The organism is Serratia sp. PL17 (genome assembly GCF_017832355.1).
In the GTDB taxonomy this organism is placed as follows: domain Bacteria; phylum Pseudomonadota; class Gammaproteobacteria; order Enterobacterales; family Enterobacteriaceae; genus Serratia.
The window spans coordinates 467257-490073 of the sequence record NZ_JAFIBY010000002.1; the positions used below are offsets into that span (position 1 = coordinate 467257).

Annotated in this window: 18 protein-coding genes and 1 riboswitch; of the genes, 8 read left to right on the plus strand and 10 right to left on the minus strand. The window is 52.5% G+C overall.

Annotated features, from left to right (window positions below; translation table 11 throughout):
• Positions 1-87 precede the first annotated feature (87 nt).
• The 5 genes from ivbL to sgrR all read right to left on the minus strand — a co-directional run bounded on the left by ivbL (position 88) and on the right by sgrR (position 5529).
• A complete protein-coding gene (gene ivbL, locus JOE25_RS10905; protein ID WP_104410922.1) occupies positions 88-186 on the minus strand; it encodes an ilvB operon leader peptide IvbL in 99 nt (32 codons plus the stop codon).
• 103 nt (positions 187-289) lie between these two features.
• Positions 290-994, minus strand: coding sequence for a thiamine ABC transporter ATP-binding protein ThiQ (gene thiQ / locus JOE25_RS10910; protein ID WP_209635031.1), 705 nt, complete (start codon positions 992-994; stop codon positions 290-292).
• Positions 981-2588, minus strand: a complete 1608-nt coding sequence (gene thiP, locus JOE25_RS10915) for a thiamine/thiamine pyrophosphate ABC transporter permease ThiP (protein ID WP_209635033.1) — start codon at positions 2586-2588, stop codon at positions 981-983. Before thiP ends, thiQ begins: the two co-directional genes overlap by 14 nt.
• Entirely contained in the window at positions 2564-3550 is a 987-nt protein-coding gene (gene thiB / locus JOE25_RS10920; RefSeq protein ID WP_209635035.1) for a thiamine ABC transporter substrate binding subunit, read from the minus strand. The genes thiP and thiB overlap by 25 nt, the downstream gene beginning before the upstream one ends.
• A gap of 56 nt (positions 3551-3606) precedes the next feature.
• A riboswitch (TPP riboswitch) is annotated at positions 3607-3830 on the minus strand.
• Positions 3831-3867: 37 nt separating this feature from the next.
• A complete protein-coding gene (gene sgrR / locus JOE25_RS10925; RefSeq protein ID WP_209635037.1) occupies positions 3868-5529 on the minus strand; it encodes an HTH-type transcriptional regulator SgrR in 1662 nt (553 codons plus the stop codon).
• A 90-nt stretch (positions 5530-5619) separates the two neighbouring features.
• Between sgrR and sgrT the strand changes: the two genes are divergently transcribed.
• From sgrT to JOE25_RS10940, 3 genes are all read left to right on the plus strand, one after another.
• On the plus strand, positions 5620-5793 hold the full coding sequence (gene sgrT, locus JOE25_RS10930) for a glucose uptake inhibitor SgrT (protein WP_209635039.1): 174 nt from the start codon (positions 5620-5622) through the stop codon (positions 5791-5793).
• A 159-nt stretch (positions 5794-5952) separates the two neighbouring features.
• Positions 5953-7158, plus strand: coding sequence for a sugar efflux transporter (locus tag JOE25_RS10935; protein WP_209635041.1), 1206 nt, complete (start codon positions 5953-5955; stop codon positions 7156-7158).
• A 142-nt stretch (positions 7159-7300) separates the two neighbouring features.
• Positions 7301-8773: a DASS family sodium-coupled anion symporter gene (locus tag JOE25_RS10940; protein ID WP_209635043.1), complete on the plus strand. Its 1473-nt coding sequence runs from the start codon at positions 7301-7303 to the stop codon at positions 8771-8773.
• Positions 8774-8883: 110 nt separating this feature from the next.
• Here JOE25_RS10940 and leuD read toward each other — a convergent pair whose 3' ends face one another.
• The 4 genes from leuD to leuA are packed head-to-tail and all read right to left on the minus strand — an operon-like array spanning position 8884 to position 13566.
• Positions 8884-9486 carry a 3-isopropylmalate dehydratase small subunit gene (leuD, locus tag JOE25_RS10945; protein WP_209635045.1) on the minus strand — a complete coding sequence of 201 codons (603 nt, stop codon included), beginning with the start codon at positions 9484-9486 and terminating at the stop codon, positions 8884-8886.
• Between the two features lie 9 nt (positions 9487-9495).
• Positions 9496-10896: a 3-isopropylmalate dehydratase large subunit gene (gene leuC / locus JOE25_RS10950; protein WP_209635047.1), complete on the minus strand. Its 1401-nt coding sequence runs from the start codon at positions 10894-10896 to the stop codon at positions 9496-9498.
• Position 10897: 1 nt separating this feature from the next.
• Positions 10898-11989: a 3-isopropylmalate dehydrogenase gene (gene leuB, locus JOE25_RS10955; protein ID WP_209635049.1), complete on the minus strand. Its 1092-nt coding sequence runs from the start codon at positions 11987-11989 to the stop codon at positions 10898-10900.
• A 2-nt stretch (positions 11990-11991) separates the two neighbouring features.
• A complete protein-coding gene (gene leuA / locus JOE25_RS10960; RefSeq protein WP_209635051.1) occupies positions 11992-13566 on the minus strand; it encodes a 2-isopropylmalate synthase in 1575 nt (524 codons plus the stop codon).
• 888 nt (positions 13567-14454) lie between these two features.
• On the opposite strand from leuA, the gene leuO reads away from it, so the two are divergent.
• From leuO to cra, 5 genes are all read left to right on the plus strand, one after another.
• The gene (gene leuO, locus JOE25_RS10970) at positions 14455-15402 is read left to right on the plus strand and encodes a transcriptional regulator LeuO (RefSeq protein ID WP_209635053.1); all 948 of its coding nucleotides are present in this window, start codon (positions 14455-14457) and stop codon (positions 15400-15402) included.
• 466 nt (positions 15403-15868) lie between these two features.
• Positions 15869-17671, plus strand: coding sequence for a long-chain fatty acid--CoA ligase (locus JOE25_RS10975; protein ID WP_209635055.1), 1803 nt, complete (start codon positions 15869-15871; stop codon positions 17669-17671).
• A 321-nt stretch (positions 17672-17992) separates the two neighbouring features.
• Positions 17993-19711 (plus strand): acetolactate synthase 3 large subunit, encoded by a 1719-nt coding sequence (gene ilvI, locus JOE25_RS10980; RefSeq protein ID WP_209635057.1) that lies wholly within the window; start codon positions 17993-17995, stop codon positions 19709-19711.
• Positions 19712-19713: 2 nt separating this feature from the next.
• Positions 19714-20205, plus strand: coding sequence for an acetolactate synthase small subunit (gene ilvN / locus JOE25_RS10985; protein WP_004950121.1), 492 nt, complete (start codon positions 19714-19716; stop codon positions 20203-20205).
• Positions 20206-20545: 340 nt separating this feature from the next.
• Positions 20546-21550: a catabolite repressor/activator gene (gene cra, locus JOE25_RS10990; protein ID WP_020825201.1), complete on the plus strand. Its 1005-nt coding sequence runs from the start codon at positions 20546-20548 to the stop codon at positions 21548-21550.
• A 42-nt stretch (positions 21551-21592) separates the two neighbouring features.
• Here cra and JOE25_RS10995 read toward each other — a convergent pair whose 3' ends face one another.
• Positions 21593-22033: an L-alanine exporter AlaE gene (locus JOE25_RS10995; RefSeq protein WP_209635060.1), complete on the minus strand. Its 441-nt coding sequence runs from the start codon at positions 22031-22033 to the stop codon at positions 21593-21595.
• Positions 22034-22817 lie beyond the last annotated feature (784 nt).

Below are 22817 nucleotides of genomic sequence, written 5' to 3' on the forward strand. Positions count from 1 at the left end.
TTCGCTTTTCTGGGCAGGGGGCTAAAACTAAAAACCCCGCCCGGTTTGCGCCGGCGGGGTTTGGGAATCGATGCGTTGATTCGGACCCTACGGCGCATTGCCGACGACCACCACCACACGCACGACGACCACCGCGGCTGGTAGCGCGGTAATTAGTAGGGTCGAAGTCAGCGAGGATGCGATCACAGGGAACCTTATCATCAGTAAAAAAAGTCAGGTTTTTATAAAACCACAGGCGCAAAATTCGCACAACAGGTTTATTTTCACAGCATAAAAAACGCGCGTCAGATCACGCTTTGTTCGCGATGCCGAGTACCTTGGCCTCTGGGGCGCTGCCGTCCAGTAGTGCCAGCGTCGGGCCGTCATAATAAATGCGGCCGTCGACCACGAGTAAGGTGCGCGGCGCGATCCGCGCGGCATCATCCAGATTGTGGGAAACCATCAGCAATGTCAGGGAGCGCTGGTCGCAAACCTCCTGCAGTAGCTGCAACATTTCATTGCGCAGTGCGGGATCGAGCGCTGAGAAAGGCTCGTCGAGCAACAGGATAGGCTGTTGACGGATCAGGCAGCGGGCCAAGGCTGCACGCTGGCGCTGGCCACCGGATAGCTGTGACGGCAGGCGCGTCAAATGTTCTTCCAATCCCACTTGTCGCGCGATGTGTGCCAACTGTTGCTTCTGTTCTTCCTTCAGCCGCAATCCGGGATCCAGACCTAATCCGATGTTCTGTGCCACCGTCAAATGGGCGAACAGGTTATTTTCCTGAAACAGCATAGAGACGGGGCGTTTAGCCGGTGGCGTAGTGGTGTGGTCGCTGCCATTGAGCCGCAGCTTGCCGCTGGTGGCAGACAGGAACCCGGCGATCAGGCTAAGAAGCGTGCTTTTTCCTGCCCCGCTGGGGCCAAGCACCGCGACACGTTCGCCCGGCTCAATGCGCAGATCAAAGCGCATGGGCAGGTGTTCATATAGGTAGGTCAGTTTTTCAAGATCTATCATGGCGGCCTGGTAAACGTTCGATCAAGGTAAACAGTAGGAAGCACAACAGTAGCAGCAACAGTGCGGTGACCGCGCCGTCATTACTGCGATAGGCGCCAATCTGTTGATACAGGTAAAAAGGTAGCGTACGGAAGTGCTCGTTGCCGAACAGGGCCACCACGCCAAAATCCCCGAGTGACAATACGCAGGCGAAGGCTAACGCCTGTGCCAGTGGGCTGCGTAATGCTTTGAGTTCGATCCAGCGTAGCCGTTGCCAACCGTGGATATCCAGTGACAAACACAGCGGGTTGTAACGTTCAGCGAGGTCGCGCATGGGGTTTTCCAGCACTTTCAACGCATAAGGCACTGCCATCAACGCATTGGTGAGGATAACCAGCGCATAGGGCGATTGCGGTAGCCCCAGGGTATCGCTTAACAACAAGAAGAAGCCGGTAGCCAGCACGATACCCGGCATTGCCAGGATCACCATGCCGCTCAGTTCCAACGTATGGCCAAAGCGTAATCGCTGTTGCAGCTTTAATTCACGGCTACTCCACAACAGCATCATCGTCAGCATGACACAGAGTGCGCCTGCACCGAGCGCGATGCGTAGCGAGGTGAACAACGCCTGCCAGAGCACCTGTTGTTGTAGAACGCTGACCAGTGTTTGATTGGCCCCGTCGGCAATGACGGCCAGCAGCGGGGGTAACAGCAACAGCAGCGCGGCGGTAATCAGCAGAACATCACTGGTGCGGCGCCACAGGCTATCTTCCGGATTGCGCCAACGGTGGGCATGGGTGCTGCCAACGGGCAGCGCCTGACTCAAACGCTGACTGAGCACCACCAGGCCCAGACAGCATGCCAGTTGGATAAGAGCCAGCAGTGCTGCACGGCTGAGATCGTAGTCATAACTGAGTGCCTGATAGATAGCCAGTTCGATGGTGGTGGCTTGCGGCCCGCCTCCCAGTGATAGCACGGTGGCGAAGCTGGCGAAGCACAACATAAAGATCAGCGCACCGCTCGGCAGAATTTGACGACGCAGCGCTGGCCACTCGACAAAGCGGAATTGCTGCCAACCGCTCATGCCAAGCTGGGCCGCCAGTTGGCGTTGCTCGACCGGAATGTTTTCCAGTGCCTGTAACAGTAGCCGGGTCGCTAAAGGCAGGTTGAAGAACATGTGGGCTAACAGGATGCCCTGCAGGCCGTAAGGGGAGAAACTGTAGTCAATGCCGAGCCAGCCGCATAGCGCGGCCAACCAGCCTTGTCGGCCATACACACTGAGCAAGCCGAATACGGCTACCAGTACGGGCAGCACCAGCGTCATGGCACACAACCGCAGCAGCAGTTGACGACCAGGAAAACGGCGGCGGTATAGCGCACGTGCCAATAGGATTGCGGGCAGCACCGAAATCAGTGCAGACAGCAACGCCTGCCAGAAGGTGAAACGGACCACATGCCACAGGTAGCTGTCTTGCCACAGGCCGCGCCAGTCGCTTTCCGGCGCGTGTCGCCACAGAGAACCCATCGCCAATACGGCGATGGTCAGGATCAGACCTGCGGCCAGTAGCCCCGGCCATAGCCAATGCGGGATCAGTGGCTGACGGCGGTTTGCCATGCTCGGATCCAGTTGCCGCGTTGTTTAGCCACGTCTTCTGCACTGTATTGCAGCGCTGTCTGCGGTACGGTCATTTGCTCAAAACCTGCGGGTAATTGGGTTTTTATCACCGGGTACATCCAGTTGCCTGTTGGAATGGTATTCTGGAACGCCGGAGTGACCATAAATTGCATAAAGCGCTCGGCCAGCGCCGGTTGTTTGCTGGCTTTGAGTTTGCCCGCCACTTCGACTTGCAGATAGTGGCCTTCGCTAAAATTGGCCGCGGCGTAGCTGTCTTTCTTCTCTTCAATAAGATGATAGGCAGGGGAGGTGGTGTAGCTGAGCACCAGATCGCCTTCACCTTTCAGGAACAAACCGTAGGCTTCACTCCAGCCCTTTGTCACGGTGACGGTTTTTTTCGCCAGTTTCTGCCAAGCTTCGGGGGCTTTGTCACCATAGATTTTCTGCATCCACAGCAGCAGGCCCAGGCCCGGAGTACTGGTGCGCGGATCTTCGTAAATCACTTTCCATTTTTGATCGCTGTCGACCAGTTCTCGCAGGCTTGTGGGTGGGTTCTTCAGTTTTTCTTTATTGTAAACAAAGGCAAAGTAACCGTAGTCGTAAGGCACGAAGGTTTTATCCTGCCAGCCGCCAGGCACACTCAAGGTTGCGCTGTTAACGCCGCTTGGCGCGAATAAACCGGTTTGTTGCGCGGCCTGCAGCAGGTTGTTGTCCAATCCCAGAACCACGTCGGCGGCACTGTTTTTGCCTTCCATGCGTAAACGGTTAAGCAGTGAGACACCGTCTTCCAGGGCAACGAATTTCAGATCACAGTCGCACTGGGCCTCAAAGGCCTTTTTGACTGCCGGGCCAGGGCCCCAGTCGGCAGCGAAAGAATCATAGGTATAGACCGTCAGCGTGGGTTTGGCGAACACCGGTGCGGCGCTCAACAACAGTAATAAGGGCAGGCTTTTTTTGACCACTTTGCACTCCTGAACATTTAGGGGGCAAAGGTATCTGAGGGGCGAATGGCGGCTGCCGGTTCGCTAGGCTCAAATCCCTCCGCCGGTATTGACCGGATCAGGTTCGACGGGTTTATACCCTTCATACTTGACGTTGCAGCGGTGTTGGCTTCTCTCTCTCACCCCAGTCACATAGGAATTCTATGTTTTGGGGATTCGCTCGTTTGCCGCCTACCTGCAACTCAAATTATTTTGGGTATATCTCAGCAATAATTCGTTTTTTGCACCCCGTTGAGACGGCGCCATTGTAAAGACTAACGCGCGCTGGTGAAAGATGCTTATGCTTCCGGTGGCGCAAACCACGCGGATTTAAAATCAAACCAGCCGAGGGTGTTCATCCGCACGCCGCGCATACTCCGTTGACCGTGTAGCTGTAGCCAGTGGTGGAACAGCGGATGCAACTGATGACTGCTGACCAGGCGTTGACCAAAATCGGCCAGCGGTAAGGCATTGGCGCGCCATAACATCGCATCCTCTGCGAGATCTTCATTCATGCAGTGCTGCATTAGCGGCAACTCATACAGCGTGGCGAACAGTGAGAATTCCAGCGGCAGATAGAAGTTGGCGCTGCCTAGCCACACATCGCTGATCGCATCGCCTTTGTGCCAGGTGTCGTAATCGACGCTCTGAATCTTCAGCTTGATACCCTGCTGCGCCAGCAAAGGTTCGATCGCCTGTTGAATGGCATGGAATTCCGAGTGTTCGCTGTAGAAGGTCAGCGTCAGTTCGGTTAATCCAGGTGGTTTGGGTTGCAGGGCCAGCGCACGGTTATGATGCCAGCGCGGCAGAATGCCATAGGCGGGAGACCAATAGCGTTGGTAGATAGGCCCGGCGTTGCTCAGCAGTGAAATGGGGTTAATCAACTCACACAGCCAACTGCGAATGGCCGGATCTGCCGCCAATGGGGAACGTTGATCGAACAACAGGAAATAGCAGCCTTCTTCCAATCGGCTTTCCAGCTCATTTTTGCCGGTATCGTCAGCTTGCAGTTGTACGCCTGAATGTACCAGTTCTTCTGTCACTTCCGGCAATACCCAGATATTTACCTCATCGATCAGTGCCCGGTAACCAAAGTAATCGTCGAAGGCGTGAATTTTCATCTGACTGCGGTGGTTCCTTTCCACACTGTACGGCCCAGTGCCGATTGGATGGCGTGAGAACTCTGGCAGACTCTGCCACTCACGCGGGAGGATCATGGCGTGCACAGAGCCCAGCAACCAGGGGAGCCAGTAGTCGGGGCTGAGCAGGTGCACGTCAATCACGTATGGCGTCGGTGACGTCACTCGCTCGATATGGGAAAACAGGGGCTGCGGCGTCAACCGACTGAGCGTGCTGATGACATCCTCCATTTCCAGTTCACGGCCATGGTGAAAATGGATCGCCGGACGTAGATAAAAACGCCAGTGCAGCGGTGTTAACGCTTGCCAATGATGCGCGAGATCTGATTCTAGTTCCCCGTTTTCCTCATTTATACGCGTCAGTCCGCTGAAAATCTGCCGTGCCAAATGGGTTTCCGAACGTCGTAACGCCGAACCGGGCAACAGGTTGTACAACTGGCGATAGTAGAGCACACGCAGAATGTGTTTACCCTGACGAAAGCTGCGCCCCAGTTGCGAGAGGAGCATCTGTCGCACCACATTTTTATCGCCGACCAATTGCACCAGTTGATCGATGCGATCTTGTTCCAACAGGTCTTCCGCCCGCTGCTGCTGCAATGCCAGGCCAGTATAGTGGAAGGTGAGCCGCGAACGTTTGCCGCGCCCCGATTCCGCTTGCCAGGTCAGCCAGCCTTGCTGCTGCATGGCCCCAAGTAGCGAACGCACGTGACGACGTGAGCAGGTGAGCGCGTCGGCCAGTTCTTGCAGCGTGGTCTCTGTCGGCTCGCCATGGCAGCGTTGCCACAGGCGAATGAACTGCTGTTGCAATCTGGAGGTGGACATAAAAGAGGAACGCTCCGGCATCAACTCATCAATTTATCTTTCCCTATATTACGCCGATAATTTTCCTCAATGAAAGGGGGAGGGCGACGGATGAAAGTTTTCTTGTCAAAACAGTTCTATCAGCGCTACTTCAGTGCGGTACGCCGGCAGCACGCCGACTGGCTGGGCCTGGTGCCTGAACAGGCACGATTGGACATGTTGGCCCACCTGACCCAGTGGGACATTAAGAGCATGACGGACAAGCAATACCGCGAGCACCTCTGAGGCTCCGGTAATGAAAGTGTTTCTGAGTAATGGTGTTGTTCACCAGCCAGTGGGGTCATACCCACTGGTTTTTTTATTGTGGGCCATGGGGATGCTCTTGCAATTTTTCTCCCGTAGCCTAAGGTTCTGTCTTCCGCTTTAGGGCCAGGGAACGATGATATGAAACGCCAGCGCTGGCTGCCACGCCGCTTTAATCCTGTCTTTGCCGCTTTCCTGCTGATCGCGTTTCTTTCCGGCATTGCCGGGGCACTCTTGGCGCCGACGCTGAGCCTGTTCCTGACCACTGAAGTTAAGGTGCGACCGTTATGGGTTGGCCTGTTCTACACCGTTAATGCCATTGTCGGTATTGCCGTCAGTTTTCTGTTGGCCAAGCGTTCGGATACGCAGGGTGACCGGCGTAAGTTGATTCTGATGTGCTGTGTTATGGCGATCGGCAACTGTCTGCTGTTTGCCTTCAATCGTGACTATTTGACGCTGATTACCGCCGGTGTGCTGTTGTCGGCTATTGCCAATACGGCGATGCCGCAAATTTTCGCGCTGGCGCGAGAATATGCTGACAGCTCGGCGCGTGAAGTCGTGATGTTCAGCTCGGTGATGCGTGCGCAATTGTCGCTGGCATGGGTGATTGGTCCGCCGCTGTCGTTTACGCTGGCGCTGACTTATGGATTTACCGTGATGTTCGTGATTGCGGCGACAACCTTTGCTGTCTGTGCACTATTGGTGTGGTTTACCTTGCCATCAGTGCCGCGTGCTGGGCAGCAAGCACAGGACGATGCGCTTGCCAATACGGCCTCTGCCCCTATTGCCCCCGTGAGTGCCTGGCGTAACCCTGATGTGCGGCGCTTGTTTATCGCCTCGATGCTGATGTGGACGTGCAATACGATGTATATCATCGATATGCCGCTCTACATTACCGCGGATTTGGGGCTACCGGAGAATCTGGCGGGTCTGCTGATGGGGACAGCGGCGGGGTTGGAGATCCCGGCAATGCTGCTGGCTGGCTATTACGTCAAACGCTTCGGCAAGCGCAACATGATGCTGTTTGCTGTGGCAGCGGGTATTTTGTTTTATGCCGGGTTGGTGATGTTTAAATTCAAGCTGGCACTGATGGTGCTACAGCTATTCAACGCCATATTTATTGGCATTATCGCTGGCATCGGCATGCTGTACTTCCAGGACCTGATGCCGGGACGGCCGGGAGCAGCGACGACGTTGTTTACCAACAGCATCTCTACCGGTGTGATTTTGGCGGGTGTACTGCAGGGGGCATTGGTGGAAAATCTGGGCCATTATGCGGTGTATTGGTTCGCGACCGTCCTGGCTGTGGTGGCGTTATGGGTGAGCGCTCGCGTGCGGGAAGTGTGAGTTTTAACGTCAGCAACATTGACGCATGTCATTGAGAACATGACGCCAACCCCCCAAGCTAAATGGAACACGGAGCGTGACTGCTGCGCTCCCGCCCATCTTGTTGCTGAGATGCCGATCCGTTTAGAAAAGTGGGTATGTTATGGATAAACTAACACCGCTCAAACCTGTCCCTTCTCTGTGTGCCCTCGCTGCGACTTTGCTAATTTGGTTTGTGATCCCTGTGCCTGATGGGGTAGAGCCCAATGCCTGGCATTTGCTGGCGCTGTTTATCGGCACCATTATTGCCATCATCGGCAAAGCGATGCCGATCGGTGCCGTTTCAGTGGTGGCCATTGCGCTGGTGGCCGTGACCGGCGTTACCCATCCCGGCAATCCAGGCGCGGCGCTGAATGACGCGCTGAGTGGATTTTCCAACCAATTGATCTGGCTGATTGGTTTCTCGATTATGATTTCTCTTAGCCTGAACAAAACCGGGTTAGGTGCACGTATTGGCTATTACTTTATTTCGCTGTTTGGCAAAAAGACGCTGGGGATCGCCTATGCATTGACGCTGGCTGAGACCACGTTGGCACCGGTAACGCCAAGCAATACGGCCCGTGGCGGCGGGATTATCCATCCGATCATGAGATCAATCGCCGATAGCTTTGGCTCCAAACCCGAGTTGAATACCTCCGGTAAAATTGGCCGCTATCTGTCATTGGTAAATTACAATATCAACCCTATCACTTCTGCGATGTTTATCACCGCTACGGCACCTAACCCCTTGATCGTCAGTTTGATTGCCAAAGGCACCCATGGCAACTTTGAGCTCTCCTGGTCAATGTGGGCTGTTGCGGCTTTGGTACCGGGATTGTGCTCGCTTATCGTTATGCCATTGGTGATTTACCTGTTGTATCCACCGGACGTGAAAAGTACCCCGGATGCACCACTTTTCGCCCGTGAAAAACTGCAGGCATTGGGACACATCACATTACCCGAGAAAATCACCTTGGCGGTGTTTGCCTTGTTATTGGTGATGTGGGCAGGTATCCCGGCGATGATCTTTGGACCGGCCTTGTCGGTAAACCCAACCACTGCGGCGCTGATTGGCCTGGCGGTGCTATTGGCTACAGGGGTGTTGAGCTGGGAAGACGTGCTGAAACACAAGGGCGCTTGGGATACCGTCGTATGGTTCTCTGCGCTGGTGATGATGGCCAGTTTCCTTGGTAAGTTGGGATTGATCAGTTGGCTGTCGCAAACGGTGGGCAACGGTATCGATCACATGGGCATGAGCTGGGTCGGTGGCACGGTACTTCTGACCATTATCTATCTGTATTCGCATTACTTTTTCGCCAGCACCACTGCACACGTCACTGCCATGTTCGCCGCGTTCTTTGCTGCAGGGGTTGCGCTGGGTGCCCCGCCTGCATTGCTGGGACTGATCCTGGCGTTCTCTTCTTCACTGATGATGTCACTGACTCACTATGGCACGGGAACAGCACCGATTATTTTCGGCTCTGGCTATGTGACGCTAGGGGAGTGGTGGAAAGCCGGTTGGGTGATGAGCGTGGTTAACCTGTTGATTTGGATTTTGATTGGTGGGGCGTGGTGGAAGTGGCTGGGTTATTGGTGATACCCGTCATACTTGAAACTGCCGCTGTTTGAGTTGTGTAAGGGGCCCCTGCCACTGAGTTTACTCAGCTCCAGGGGGCCCCTTGTCGTATTGGGAGTATTAGCCGATGATCAGTTCAGAAACGCAGGCTGCTGCGCTTCGTAGCGGGAAATATCGGGCTCGTGTTGCAGCGTCAAACCAATACTGTCCAGCCCGTTGATCATGCAGTGGCGGCGGAAGCTGTCAATCTCGAACGGATAGCTTTTACCGCCAGCGTTGACGGTCTGATTTTCCAGATCGACCACAAACTCGACGCCTTCGTTGTCTGCCACCAGTTTGAACAATTCATCGACTTCTTGTTCGCTCAGTGTGACAGGTAACAACTGGTTATTGAACGAGTTGCCATAGAAGATATCAGCGAAGCTTGGTGCAATCACGACTTTGAAACCGTAATCGGTCAGTGCCCACGGGGCATGCTCACGTGAGGAGCCACAGCCAAAGTTTTCACGCGCCAGCAGGATACTGGCCCCCTTGTAACGCGGTTTGTTCAGCACGAACTCTGGGTTCGGTTGTTGACCGGCATCGTCGAGAAAACGCCAGTCGTTGAACAGATGCTGGCCGAAACCTGTGCGCGTGACTTTCTGCAAAAACTGTTTTGGGATGATGGCGTCGGTATCGACGTTAGCCGCGTCCAGAGGGACGACTAAACCGATATGCTGAGTAAATTTAGACACGTTAGCCCCTTAGTGAATATCACGGATATCGGCGAAATGACCGGCAACGGCAGCCGCAGCAGCCATAGCAGGGCTGAGCAGGTGCGTACGGCCACCACGGCCCTGACGCCCTTCAAAGTTACGGTTGCTGGTGGATGCACAGCGTTCGCCGGGGTTCAGACGGTCGTTGTTCATTGCCAGGCACATTGAGCAACCCGGCAGACGCCATTCAAAACCGGCTTCAATAAAGATTTTATCCAAGCCTTCAGCCTCTGCCTGCGCCTTTACTGGGCCGGAGCCGGGCACCACGATAGCTTGAACGCCGTTGGCAACCTTGCGTCCCTTGGCGATCGCCGCTGCGGCACGCAGATCTTCGATGCGCGAATTGGTGCAAGAACCGATAAACACTTTGTCGATCGGCACTTCAGTCAGTTTGATACCCGGTTTGAGATCCATGTAGGCCAGTGCCTTCGCGGCAGAGGCTCGTTCGACAGGATCGCTAAAGGATTCCGGTGCAGGGATCACCTGATTGACGGCGATCACCTGGCCTGGGTTAGTACCCCAGGTGACCTGTGGCGCAATATCTTCTGCGCGTAAGGTCACCACGGTATCGAATTTGGCGTCATCATCGGACTTCATCGTACGCCAGTAAGCGACAGCCTGTTCCCAGTTGGTGCCGGTCGGCGCAAACTGGCGGCCCTTCAGGTAATCAAAGGTGGTGTCGTCCGGTGCAACCAGCCCGGCCTTGGCACCCATTTCGATCGCCATGTTGCACAGGGTCATGCGGCCTTCCATGCTCAGCGCTTCAATCGCTTTGCCGCAGAATTCCACTACGTGACCTGTACCGCCGGCGCTGCCAGTTTTGCCGATGATCGCCAGCACAATGTCCTTGGCGGTAATGCCTTCGGCAGCGTCGCCGGCGACTTCAATTTTCATCGTCTTGGCGCGGCCCTGTTTCAGGGTCTGGGTCGCCAGTACGTGTTCGACTTCCGAGGTGCCAATACCGAATGCCAGCGAGCCAAAGGCGCCGTGCGTTGCGGTGTGGGAGTCTCCGCACACGATGGTCATGCCCGGCAGCGTCATGCCCTGTTCAGGGCCGATGACGTGCACGATACCCTGGAACGGGTGGTTCAGATCGTACAGAGAGACACCGAATTCAGCACAGTTCTTGATCAGCTCCTGCATTTGAATTCGTGCCATCTCGCCGCTGGCGTTGATGTCTTTGGTTTGGGTCGAGACGTTGTGATCCATGGTGGCGAACGTTTTGCCCGGTTGACGAACTTTGCGGCCCATGGCGCGCAGGCCATCAAACGCCTGTGGCGAAGTGACTTCGTGCACCAAATGACGGTCGATGTATAACAGCGGCGTTTCGTTTGGGGCTTCGTACACCACGTGGGCATCGTACAGCTTTTGATATAAGGTCTTGGCCATGTTATGCCCCCTGAGCTACAAAGCGGGCGATGATGTCGCCCATTTCATCGGTGCTGATGGCGTTACCTGTACCGGCCAGATCGGCGGTGCGGTAGCCCTGTTCCAGCGCCTGGTTTATCGCGCGCTCTACGGCATCAGCCGCGTCGGCGGCGCCCAGGCTGTATCGCAACAGCAGGGTGGCCGACAGAATCTGAGCGATTGGGTTAGCGATACCTTTACCCGCGATGTCTGGCGCAGAACCGCCAGCCGGCTCATACAGACCGAAACCTTGCTCGTTCAGGCTGGCGGATGGCAGCATGCCCATTGAACCGGTGATCATGGCGCATTCGTCGGACAGGATGTCGCCGAACAGGTTGGAGCACAGCAGCACGTCGAATTGGGACGGATCTTTAATCAGCTGCATGGTGGCGTTGTCGATGTACATGTGCGACAGCGACACGTCCGGGTAATCTTTAGCAACCTGATTGACCACTTCCCGCCACAGGATTGAGCTTTGCAGGACGTTGGCTTTGTCGATAGAGGTGACTTTGTTGCGACGCTTACGGGCGGATTCAAAGGCGATGCGTGCAATGCGTTCAATCTCGAAACGGTGATAGACCTCAGTGTCGAAAGCACGTTCCTGCATGCCTTGGCCTTCACGGCCTTTCGGCTGGCCAAAGTAAATACCGCCGGTCAGTTCGCGCACGCACAAAATATCGAATCCCCGGGCGGCGATGTCGGCGCGCAGTGGGCAGAATTCTTCTAAGCCTTGGTACAAACGCGCGGGACGCAGGTTACTAAACAGCTTGAAGTGCTTACGCAGTGGCAGTAACGCGCCGCGTTCTGGTTGTTCGGCGGGGGGCAGGTGTTCCCATTTCGGGCCACCCACGGAGCCAAACAGAATAGCATCGGCTTGCTCACAACCCGCAAGGGTAGCCTGGGGCAGTGGGCTGCCATGACGGTCGATGGCGATGCCACCGACGTCATATTCGGCTTCGGTGATGCGGATATCAAAGCGCTGACGCACTGCGTCCAACACTTTACGCGCCTGGGCCATTACTTCTGGGCCGATTCCGTCTCCGGGTAAGACGGCAATGTGGTAAGTCTTCGTCATGTTCACACCGTTTCCTGATTATTTTGATGTTTGCTTTGCTGCAGACGCTGTTTTTCTTTTTCTACCTGCTGAGAGCGCCAAATATTATTCAATACGTGAACCATCGCCTTGGCTGAGGATTCCACGATGTCGGTCGCAAGGCCCACGCCGTGGAAGCGACGACCGTTGTAGGACACGACAATATCAACCTGGCCCAGTGCATCACGGCCTTGACCTTTGGCCGTTAACTGGTATTTCACCAACTCGATTGGGTAACCGGTAATGCGATTGATAGCTTGGTAAACTGCGTCAACCGGGCCGTTGCCTGTGGCCGCTTCGGCTTTTTCTTCTTCACCACAGATCAATTTCACCGATGCGGTCGCCATGATGCTGCTGCCTGACTGGACGCTGAAATAGTCCAGGCTGAAATGCTCTGGTTCTTCTTGCTGCTTATTAATGAAGGCCAATGCCTCCAGATCGTAATCGAACACTTGGCCTTTCTTGTCGGCCAGCTTCAGGAATGCGGCGTACAGGTTGTCCAGGTTATAGTCCTGTTCCTTATAGCCCATTTCTTCCATACGGTGTTTTACCGCAGCACGACCGGAACGGGAGGTCAGGTTCAGTTGCACATCTTTCAGACCAATGGTCTGCGGTGACATGATTTCGTAGTTTTCACGGTTCTTCAGGACACCATCTTGGTGGATACCGGATGAGTGTGCGAAAGCATTGGAGCCCACGATCGCCTTGTTGGCCGGGATCGGCATGTTACACAACTGGCTGACAATTTGACTGGTGCGGAAAATTTCCTGGTGGTTGATATTGGTGTGCACGTTCATGATGTCCTGGCGCACTTTGATCGCCATGATCACTTCTTCCAACGAGGTGTTGCCTGCACGCTCACCAATGCCGTTCAACGTCCCTTCAACCTGGCGCGCACCTGCCTGCACCGCGGCGATAGAGTTGCCGACTGCCATACCCAAATCGTCATGGCAATGGACAGAAATAATGGCTTTATCGATATTGGGGACGCGGTTGTACAGAGTGCTGATGATGCCGCCAAACTGGTTCGGCGTGGTGTAACCCACGGTATCCGGGATATTGATCGTTGTCGCGCCAGCATTAATCGCTGCTTCCACCACACGGCACAGATTATCGATGGGAGTACGGCCTGCATCTTCACAAGAGAACTCTACGTCGTCTGTGTAATTGCGAGCACGTTTCACTGACCGAATCGCCATCTCCAGCACTTCATCGAACGAACGCTTCAACTTTGATTCGATGTGCAGGGTTGAGGTGGCCAGGAAGACGTGAATACGAAAGGCTTCGGCGACACGCAATGCTTCGGCCGCGACGTCGATATCTTTATCGACGCATCGGGCCAATCCACACACACGGCTATTTTTGATCTGACGGGCGATGGTTTGCACCGATTCGAAATCACCCGGTGAAGAGACTGGGAAACCGACTTCCATGACGTCGACCCCCATTCTTTCCAGTGCCATCGCTATCTGAATCTTCTCTTTCACGCTCAGACTGGCTTGCAGCGCTTGTTCACCATCACGCAGCGTTGTATCGAAAATAATGACTTGTTGGCTCATCAGGGCGTTCCTTATCGTGTTTATTTCACGCTAAGCGGGTAAAAAAAAACCCGCGCAGTAGCGCGGGTTTGTTATGTCGTGGGCTGAATCAGCTCTGAACTTCGTCCACTGGCATACCGCGCAAAGAAGATGCGTTAAGTAGTAGGCCTAGTAGACGATGTGTACGGTTCATAGCGGTTCACGTTCTCAAAATAATGTCGTTGTCTAATTTGATACGTTATTGGCTTGGCGCTGTCAACACCTGATTGAAAATGGGGATAGTCTTTACATACGTGGTTAACGGCGTAACGCTTTAGACGATAATTCGGTAAAAAATGATGTTGCCAGAGAAAAAATCATGAGTGATTTGCGGGCCTCTTAGCATAAATTAACTGAATATATATTGTCGTAATTGCTTCTGATTTACATTTGGTTAATATTGAAAGTGCGTAACCATCGCTCTCGCGAGACTAAAAGAGTGTTTTTTATTTTTTGCATTCCTATTGTCAATGTGTTTGTGCTTTTTATTGTTCCAGTGAATGTGTTAGACGATCTGGCTATCAATAGGTAAGAATCAGATGTTTGACAGGTTATGCTTTTGTATTTTATTTTCTTGGGTATGAACAGTTAATGGTGAGTGTGTCAGGTGATGTTATAACTGCGAGTTATATTATGACTGTTTGTTGGGTTTTTAATGCGGTTTTTCTGTCTGCAACCAAGAAAATAATCGAGATATACGTCAGTATTTAATCTTTAATCACGTTTTTATATGGGATGATGTTCAAGCCATTTTTTAAATAGAGGCGATGGGCAACTAACTTTTCGTGTGTGATTCAGAGAGTGATGTTTCAATCATTGCTTTGATTATATTCGTTTGAGTTATCTAAATAGGACTTAGTGGAGTGAGATATGTCGGAATTAAATTCAGAGGTTGTTATTGATCAATGTGTGAGTGAAATACACCTGCGTAGCGTCGATCTGAACCTGCTCACGGTGTTTGACGCGGTTATGCAAATGCAGAACATTACGCGGGCGGCAAGCTTTTTGGGGATGTCACAACCCGCGGTGAGTAACGCTGTCGCGCGTTTGAAACTGATGTTTAATGACGAGCTTTTTGTGCGATGTGGGCGCGGCATTCAGCCCACAGTGCGTGCCAAACAGCTGTTTGGCCCGATGCGCCAGGCGTTGCAGCTTGTGCAAAATGAATTGCCAGGGGCGGAATTTGAGCCTGTGACCAGCGAGCGCATTTTCTCTGTTGCATTGTGCAGCCCGCTTGATTTGCGTTTGGGGGCGGCAATAATCAACCGTGTGAAAGAAATGGCACCGCAAATGCATTTGAAAATAAATTCTTATATAACAAGTAACATTGACAACCAATTGCGTTATCAGGATGTGGAGTTTGTCATTGGTTATGCAAACTTTGAATCTACAGAGTTTAACAATGTTGTGCTTTTTGAGGATGAGCTGACGTTAGTCTTAGCCCAGAAACATCCGAGAATTGACGCTAACATCACACAGGAACAACTTGTATCGGAACAGCACGCTGTAGTATCGCTTGAGGGATTCTATTCATTCAGTAAACCTTACTATATAAAAGAAACGATGCGGCGTGTCATCACCCAGCAGTGTACGGACTTATATAGTGTACTGAGCATTGTCTCCAATACAGATATGGTGGCTATTGTTCCTGCTTGGTTAGCTCAGCAGCAAGCCGAAAAATTACAGTTAAGATGTATTCCCTTGCCTTGGATTGAGGAAAAAGCAACATGCTATCTTTCTTGGCATGAATCAGCTGAACGCGATAAGGGGCATCAATGGTTGAAATCCATGCTGAGTCAGCCCGAGACCACTGAGTAAGTAACGGGTTATTATCCCCTAAGGCGGCTATCTCCCGATTGGGGGAATAATTTTCGCTGTTTGTTTATTAGGAATTATCTTGGGCTTATCTAAGATATATCTTGAGTTAAGTCTTTTTCATTAACCACTTCTTTATTTTTTCGATAGTTTTACCAAAATTTTCCAATGCGAAATTATATCCTGATATTTTAATTGTGATTGGTGTTTTTACCTGTTGGTAAGGTGCTGCTGCCAGACATGCATTTCGTAGCCTGAATCAAACCTTTTAACCTTCTTTCTGTCCAAATGAATGGACGTGATGAAATTAATCTTGGTTTTGGCGCACACTTCGACGCTGAAATCTCTTTTCCCGCTGCCAGAGAGTAGGTAGACTGCGCGAAAAAAAGTAAACACGTGTAAGCTGAGATGCGGGATATGTCGTCCTGCCCAAGGTTAACTGTTTGATTCATTTCAGGCTTAGAGCGCTATGATCAATAATCTGCTGCAATACCATTTAACTCACCGTATACAGCATCAAGTTTCCCACCGTGCCGATCGCACAGCTTTTCGCCAATGGTCACCTGATGGTGAGACACAGTTGACCTGGCGACAGGTCGACGCGCATATCAGTCACATCGCAAGTGCGTTGCTGGCGTTGGGCATTGACGTACAGGAACGTATCGCCATTTTTGCCAACAACTGCATGGCTTGGTCACTGGTTGATTTGGCGATTCTGCAATTGCGTGGCGTTAGCGTACCGTTGTATGCCACTAACACGGCGGCTCAGGCGGCTTTTATCATCAATGATGCTGATGTACGCATTCTGTTTGTTGGTGAGCAGGCCCAATTGGATGCCGCTATTGCATTGCGTGGCGTATGCCCGCAACTAAGCCACATTATTGTGTTTGATGACGCTGTCGATCTGCACGGCTGTGAAATTGCACAGCACCTGAGTACCTTCGAGCGTGAAGCTGACCTTGCCGCTGTTGAATCGCAGCGGCAGCAGCGTATCGCCGATTGCGATTTGGGCGATCTGTTCACACTGATCTATACCTCTGGCACCACCGGTGAACCAAAAGGGGTCATGCTGGATTATCGTAATCTGGCTGCGCAACTTTACCTGCACGATGAGCGACTGACGGTGAATGAAGAGGATGTTTCTCTCAGTTTCTTGCCAATGTCACATGTGTTTGAACGCGCTTGGAGCTTTTTTATCATGCATTCCGGCGCCCAGAACGTATTTTTACCCAATACCGACTGGGTGCGTGAAGCCATGGCGTCGGTACGTCCGACACTGATGTGCGCCGTGCCGCGTTTCTATGAAAAAATCTTCAGTGCAGTGCATGAAAAGGTGGCACGTGCACCTTGGCTGCGTCGTGCGCTGTTCCATTGGGCCATTGTCTGCGGTGAGCGCAAATTCTTGCAGGAACGTGCCGGTAAACCTTTAGGTAAGCTGTTTGATCTTTCCCATCGCTGGGCCGATAAGCTAGTGCTGAGTAAGCTACGTGGCATTCTTGGCGGGCGGGTGCGTTTCTTACCAGCGGCAGGTGCCAAACTTGACGACAACGTCATTCTGTTCTTTCAGGCGATGGGCGTTAACATCAAGTACGGTTATGGCATGACTGAGACGTGCGCCACCGTTTCCTGTTGGGAAGAAAGTAACTTCCGCTTTGGCTCAATTGGTAAACCCTTACCGGGAATTGAAGTGCGTATTGGGCAGGAGAATGAAATCCAGGTACGTGGTCCAATAGTGATGCGTGGTTATTTCAATAAACCATTGGAAACGGCTGACAGCTTTACTGAAGACGGTTGGCTGAAAACGGGTGACGCCGGCGCCATTGATGAAGGCGGTAACCTGTTCATTACCGAGCGCCTTAAAGATCTGATGAAAACCTCTGGCGGTAAGTATATTGCGCCGCAGATGCTGGAAGGCACGTTGGCACAGGATCGTTTTATCGAACAGGTGGCTATCATCGCCGATGCGCGTAAATTTGTTTCTGCTTTGATTGTGCCCAGCTTTGAGTCTCTGGAAGAGTACGCCAAGTCCATCAACCTGAAGTATCAGGATCGTATTGAGTTGTTGCGCAATAGCCATATCCTGGACATGTTTGAAAGCCGCCTGCGTGAGATGCAAAAAGAGCTGGCGCGTTTTGAGCAGGTAAAAAGGTTTACCTTGTTGCCTGCCGCTTTCTCTATGGAGTTGGGCGAATTGACGCCAACGCTGAAACTGCGCCGCAAGGTCATTTCACAGCGCTATCAGCGTGAAATCGATTCTATGTACCAGGAGTAGATCCGCTATTGTCGCCGGGCGGATTGTTCGGCGAAAAAACAGCATAATCCTTGCCTGATATAGTTCTGTAATTCCTCGCCTGACTGAAACAATGCCTAGCTTGATTTGCCCGTGGCTAGTGCATTGTTTCTGTAAATTCCCCGATCCCCAGCCTGTAGCAGTAACCCTTCACTCGTTGTGTCATTTTGCCGTTTGCCTGCCTCATATTCTGACGTTATGTTAATGGGTTATAGTCAATCCATAAAAATTTTGGGGTATTGCCCCACAGCAGGCGTCACGTTCCGGCGCCAGATAAGAATAAGTTAGCCTGGAGGCAAACCCATGGAGATGTTGTCAGGAGCCGAGATGGTCGTCCGATCGTTGATTGATCAGGGCGTTAAGCATGTATTCGGTTATCCCGGCGGGGCGGTGCTCGATATTTACGACGCCCTGCATACGGTTGGAGGAATCGATCACATATTGGTTCGTCATGAGCAAGGTGCCGTGCATATGGCCGATGGCTATGCGCGTGCGACCGGTGAAGTGGGGGTGGTGTTGGTGACGTCCGGCCCCGGGGCAACCAATGCGATCACGGGTATTGCGACTGCCTATATGGACTCTATCCCTATGGTGGTGCTTTCCGGCCAGGTTCCCAGCTCACTGATTGGTTACGATGCTTTCCAAGAATGTGACATGGTCGGGATTTCCCGTCCGGTGGTAAAGCACAGCTTCTTGGTGAAACGCACCGAAGATATTCCCGGCGTACTGAAGAAAGCTTTTTATCTGGCTTCTACGGGCCGTCCTGGTCCCGTCGTGATTGACCTGCCGAAGGACATCGTGGGTCCTGCGGTGAGAATGCCTTATGCTTACCCGGATGAAGTGAGTATGCGTTCCTATAATCCAACGGTGCAGGGGCATCGTGGGCAGATCAAACGCGCATTGCACACCATCTTGTCGGCCAAAAAACCCGTCATGTATGTCGGTGGTGGCGCGATCAACTCCGCCTGCGACGCAGAACTGTTGGAACTGGCAGAAAAACTGAGTCTGCCGGTCACCTGTACCCTGATGGGGTTGGGCGCGTTTCCTGGTACGCATCGCCAGAGCGTTGGCATGCTCGGCATGCACGGGACTTATGAAGCCAACAAAACCATGCACAATTCCGACGTGATCTTTGCCGTCGGCGTGCGTTTTGACGATCGTACTACCAATAATCTGGCCAAATACTGTCCGGACGCAACCGTACTGCACATCGACATCGACCCTACGTCAATATCCAAGACGGTTGACGCCGATATTCCCATTGTCGGCGATGCCAAACAGGTGTTGACCCAGATGTTGGAGCTGTTGGCGCAGGAAGACAAAGCGCAGGATCACGACGCGTTGCGTGATTGGTGGCAGTCAATTGAGCAGTGGCGCGCGCGCGACTGTCTGGGCTACGACAAAAACAGCGGTACCATTAAACCGCAGGCAGTGATCGAAACCCTGCACCGGCTGACGAAAGGGGACGCTTATGTGACTTCCGATGTCGGTCAGCACCAGATGTTCGCCGCACTTTACTACCCATTCGATAAGCCGCGTCGTTGGATCAACTCCGGTGGGCTTGGCACCATGGGCTTTGGTCTGCCGGCGGCACTGGGTGTAAAGCTGGCGTTGCCTGACGAAACTGTGGTCTGCGTGACCGGCGACGGCAGCATCCAGATGAACATTCAGGAACTGTCCACCGCACTGCAATACAACCTGCCGGTGATCGTAGTGAACCTGAACAACCGTTATCTGGGTATGGTGAAACAGTGGCAAGACATGATTTACTCCGGCCGCCACTCCCAATCTTATATGGATTCCCTGCCGGACTTTGTCAAGCTGGCAGAGGCGTACGGCCACGTAGGCATTGCCATTCGTACGCCGGATGAGCTGGAAAGCAAGCTGGCGCAGGCGCTGGCCGAAAAAGAACGCCTGGTATTTGTCGATGTGACCGTCGATGAAACCGAACATGTCTATCCAATGCAGATTCGTGGTGGAAGCATGGACGAAATGTGGTTAAGCAAAACGGAGAGGACCTGATCATGCGCCGTATTTTATCTGTATTGCTGGAAAACGAGTCTGGTGCGTTATCGCGTGTGGTGGGGTTGTTTTCTCAGCGTGGTTACAACATCGAAAGCCTGACGGTTGCACCGACTGACGATCCCACGCTCTCACGCATGACGATTCAAACCGTCGGTGATGAGAAAGTGCTAGAGCAGATCGAAAAGCAACTGCATAAGCTGGTCGACGTGCTGCGCGTTAGCGAACTGGTGCAGGGTGCACACGTTGAACGTGAAATCATGTTGGTGAAGTTACAAGCCAGCGGTTATGGCCGTGAAGAAGTGAAGCGCTGCGCTGATATTTTCCGCGGCCAAATCGTTGATGTCACCGCCACGCTTTACACCGTTCAGTTGGCCGGTACCAGCGATAAGCTGGATGCTTTCCTTAACGCGGTGCGTGAGGTGGCAGAGATCGTTGAGGTGGCGCGCTCCGGTGTGGTTGGCGTGTCGCGTGGCGACAAAATCATGCGTTGAAGTTCCACGTAGTAGGATTTAGGGGCGCGGCACGGGCTGCGCCCTTTGTTTTTCGGTGTTTTTTGCCTGTTTGCTGGCACCTTTCGGCAAAAGCGGTTGCTCAGCAGTGTTTTCTGCTGTTAGATCGCAGAGGCTGGATTGAATACCCGCACAGGATGCGATGGTTAATCCAAGTATATACCCAAGATAATTGGAGCTGCATCAAGGCGGCAAGGGAACGCATCCCGATGAGCTTACTGTGGTAAGTGATTCGGATAAGTGAGCGTAGTCAACGCAGGGGCAGTTTCAAGTATGACGGGTATCGCTTTCACTTCTATTTTTAGCGTCAAAAGGGGTTAACGTGAAACTGGATGAAATCGCGCGTCTCGCAGGCGTTTCGCGCACCACGGCCAGTTATGTCATCAACGGCAAGGCGAAGCAGTATCGTGTCAGCGATAAAACCGTCGAAAAAGTGATGGCCGTGGTCAGGGAGCACAACTATCACCCAAATGCCGTCGCGGCAGGATTACGCGCTGGGCGGACCCGTTCAATCGGTTTGGTGATACCGGATCTGGAAAATACCAGCTATACCCGGATTGCCAACTATTTGGAGCGCCAGGCGCGTCAACGCGGCTACCAGTTGCTGATTGCCTGTTCGGAAGATCAGCCGGATAACGAAATGCGCTGTATTGAGCACCTGTTGCAACGTCAGGTCGATGCGCTTATCGTTTCCACCGCCTTGCCACCGGAGCATCCGTTCTATCAGCGTTGGGCTAACGATCCCTTGCCGATTATCGCTTTGGACCGAGCGTTGGATCGCGAACACTTCATTAGCGTTGTCGGGGCTGACCAAGAAGACTCTTTCGCGTTGGCGCAGGAACTGCGTACCTTCCCGGCAGAGTCCGTTCTGTATTTGGGGGCGCTGCCGGAGCTTTCCGTTAGCTTCCTGCGTGAACAAGGCTTCCGCCAGGCCTGGCAGGATGACGAACGGCACGTCGATTATCTGTATGCCAACAGCTATGAACGTGAAGCTGCGGGGGTATTGTTTGCCGAATGGCTGAAAACGCATCCAATGCCACAAGCATTGTTCACCACTTCATTCTCTTTGTTGCAAGGGGTGATGGACGTCACGCTGAAACAACGTGGCCGCTTGCCGACCGATCTGGCCATCGCCACCTTTGGCGATCATGAGCTGTTGGACTTCCTTGAATGCCCTGTCTTGGCGGTTGCGCAGCGGCACCGGGATGTGGCCGAACGCGTGCTGGAGCTGGTCTTGGCCAGCCTGGATGAACCACGTAAACCTAAACCAGGTCTGACGCGAATTCGTCGTAATCTTTTCCGCCGCGGTAGCCTGAGCCGGAAATAATCTTCAGGCAGGAGTGCTGTTTCGCACTCCTGCCGAATCCCTTTATACGTACCCCGCCACTCTGAACAACTTTCTGCAATATTCGAGAAAGTAGCCATACACCACGCCCATCGCCATTGAAACCACCGCGTTGCTGGCTACTGCCGTCATGATTTGCTGTCCGTCGGCACCCACACTCCACAATATGGCCGCGTAAACCGGCGATTGGAAACTGACATAGGCCAGCAAGTCGGCAAGGTTGCGCAGTAAAAAAGGATGGCCGCGAAGGCGTTTGGCGACGCCGATAAAGGCATCACGATAGCGGCCATAAGGCCAGGCGATCAGGATATTGACGGGGATCGACAGCAAACGAGATGAAAGCGACTGCTGGAAACTCATGCCGGATACCAGAATTTCTATTGCCATACCGGCAATGAAACAGTACACCACCAGTGCAAAGGTATCGGCGGCGGCGCTACGCCAATGTGGGACAGGCGAAAGCATAATGCAATCTCCGTGATTATTGGTTAATGCTCTGTTAATTATTTAATTTTTAGTTGTTAAATCTGGTTTTTAATTCTTTATGTAGTTTACGCTTTCGTCATGCGTTGATTAAGTAGTCGAATATTTTTATTTGAGTGCCTTGTGTGGTTTTTGTGCTGAGAGAATGGAGAAGAATATGGCGCGAAGGGATTAAAAAGGGATGCATTCTAACTATTCAATAAAAAACAATGAGTTGTGTTGATTTTGGTCACGAGGCAATTATTCTCACTAAAAATTGTGGGAATAAATGATGTAAGGAAATGAAACCATAATTGTAAACAGGTGTTTTGAGAATAATCTTACTAAATTGATTTAAATCGGAATTGGCTCGCCTCGTAATATCCGAGTGATTTATTTTCCTGCCGGACTGATCACTGGCGCATTAATTGAAGTAAAATAGCGCCCGTCTTGGGGTGAAATAACCATTGAGCGTTATTAACTCAATAGCTTATGACATATTTTACCTTTAGGGTGAGGTGACGCTGGGCCTTGCCCGCTGCGGCTCGCGCGGGGTTACAGGGCTGTGATTGCCGAGCTGAAAAATGAGACATCGATTGCAGAAGGAAGTATTGAGTTAATTAATCGCCGATTTGTCAGGTTTTTAATCACGTTCTTTCCGCTTAGAAAATTCTCCCCGTTTATCATGATGTTAATTTTTAATCATCTAATAAATCGCGTTCCTTTCGCGAGCTAGCTCCCAAAATGACTGAAGAAATATTGCCAAAGCGCTGGCGCTCTGGCTTGA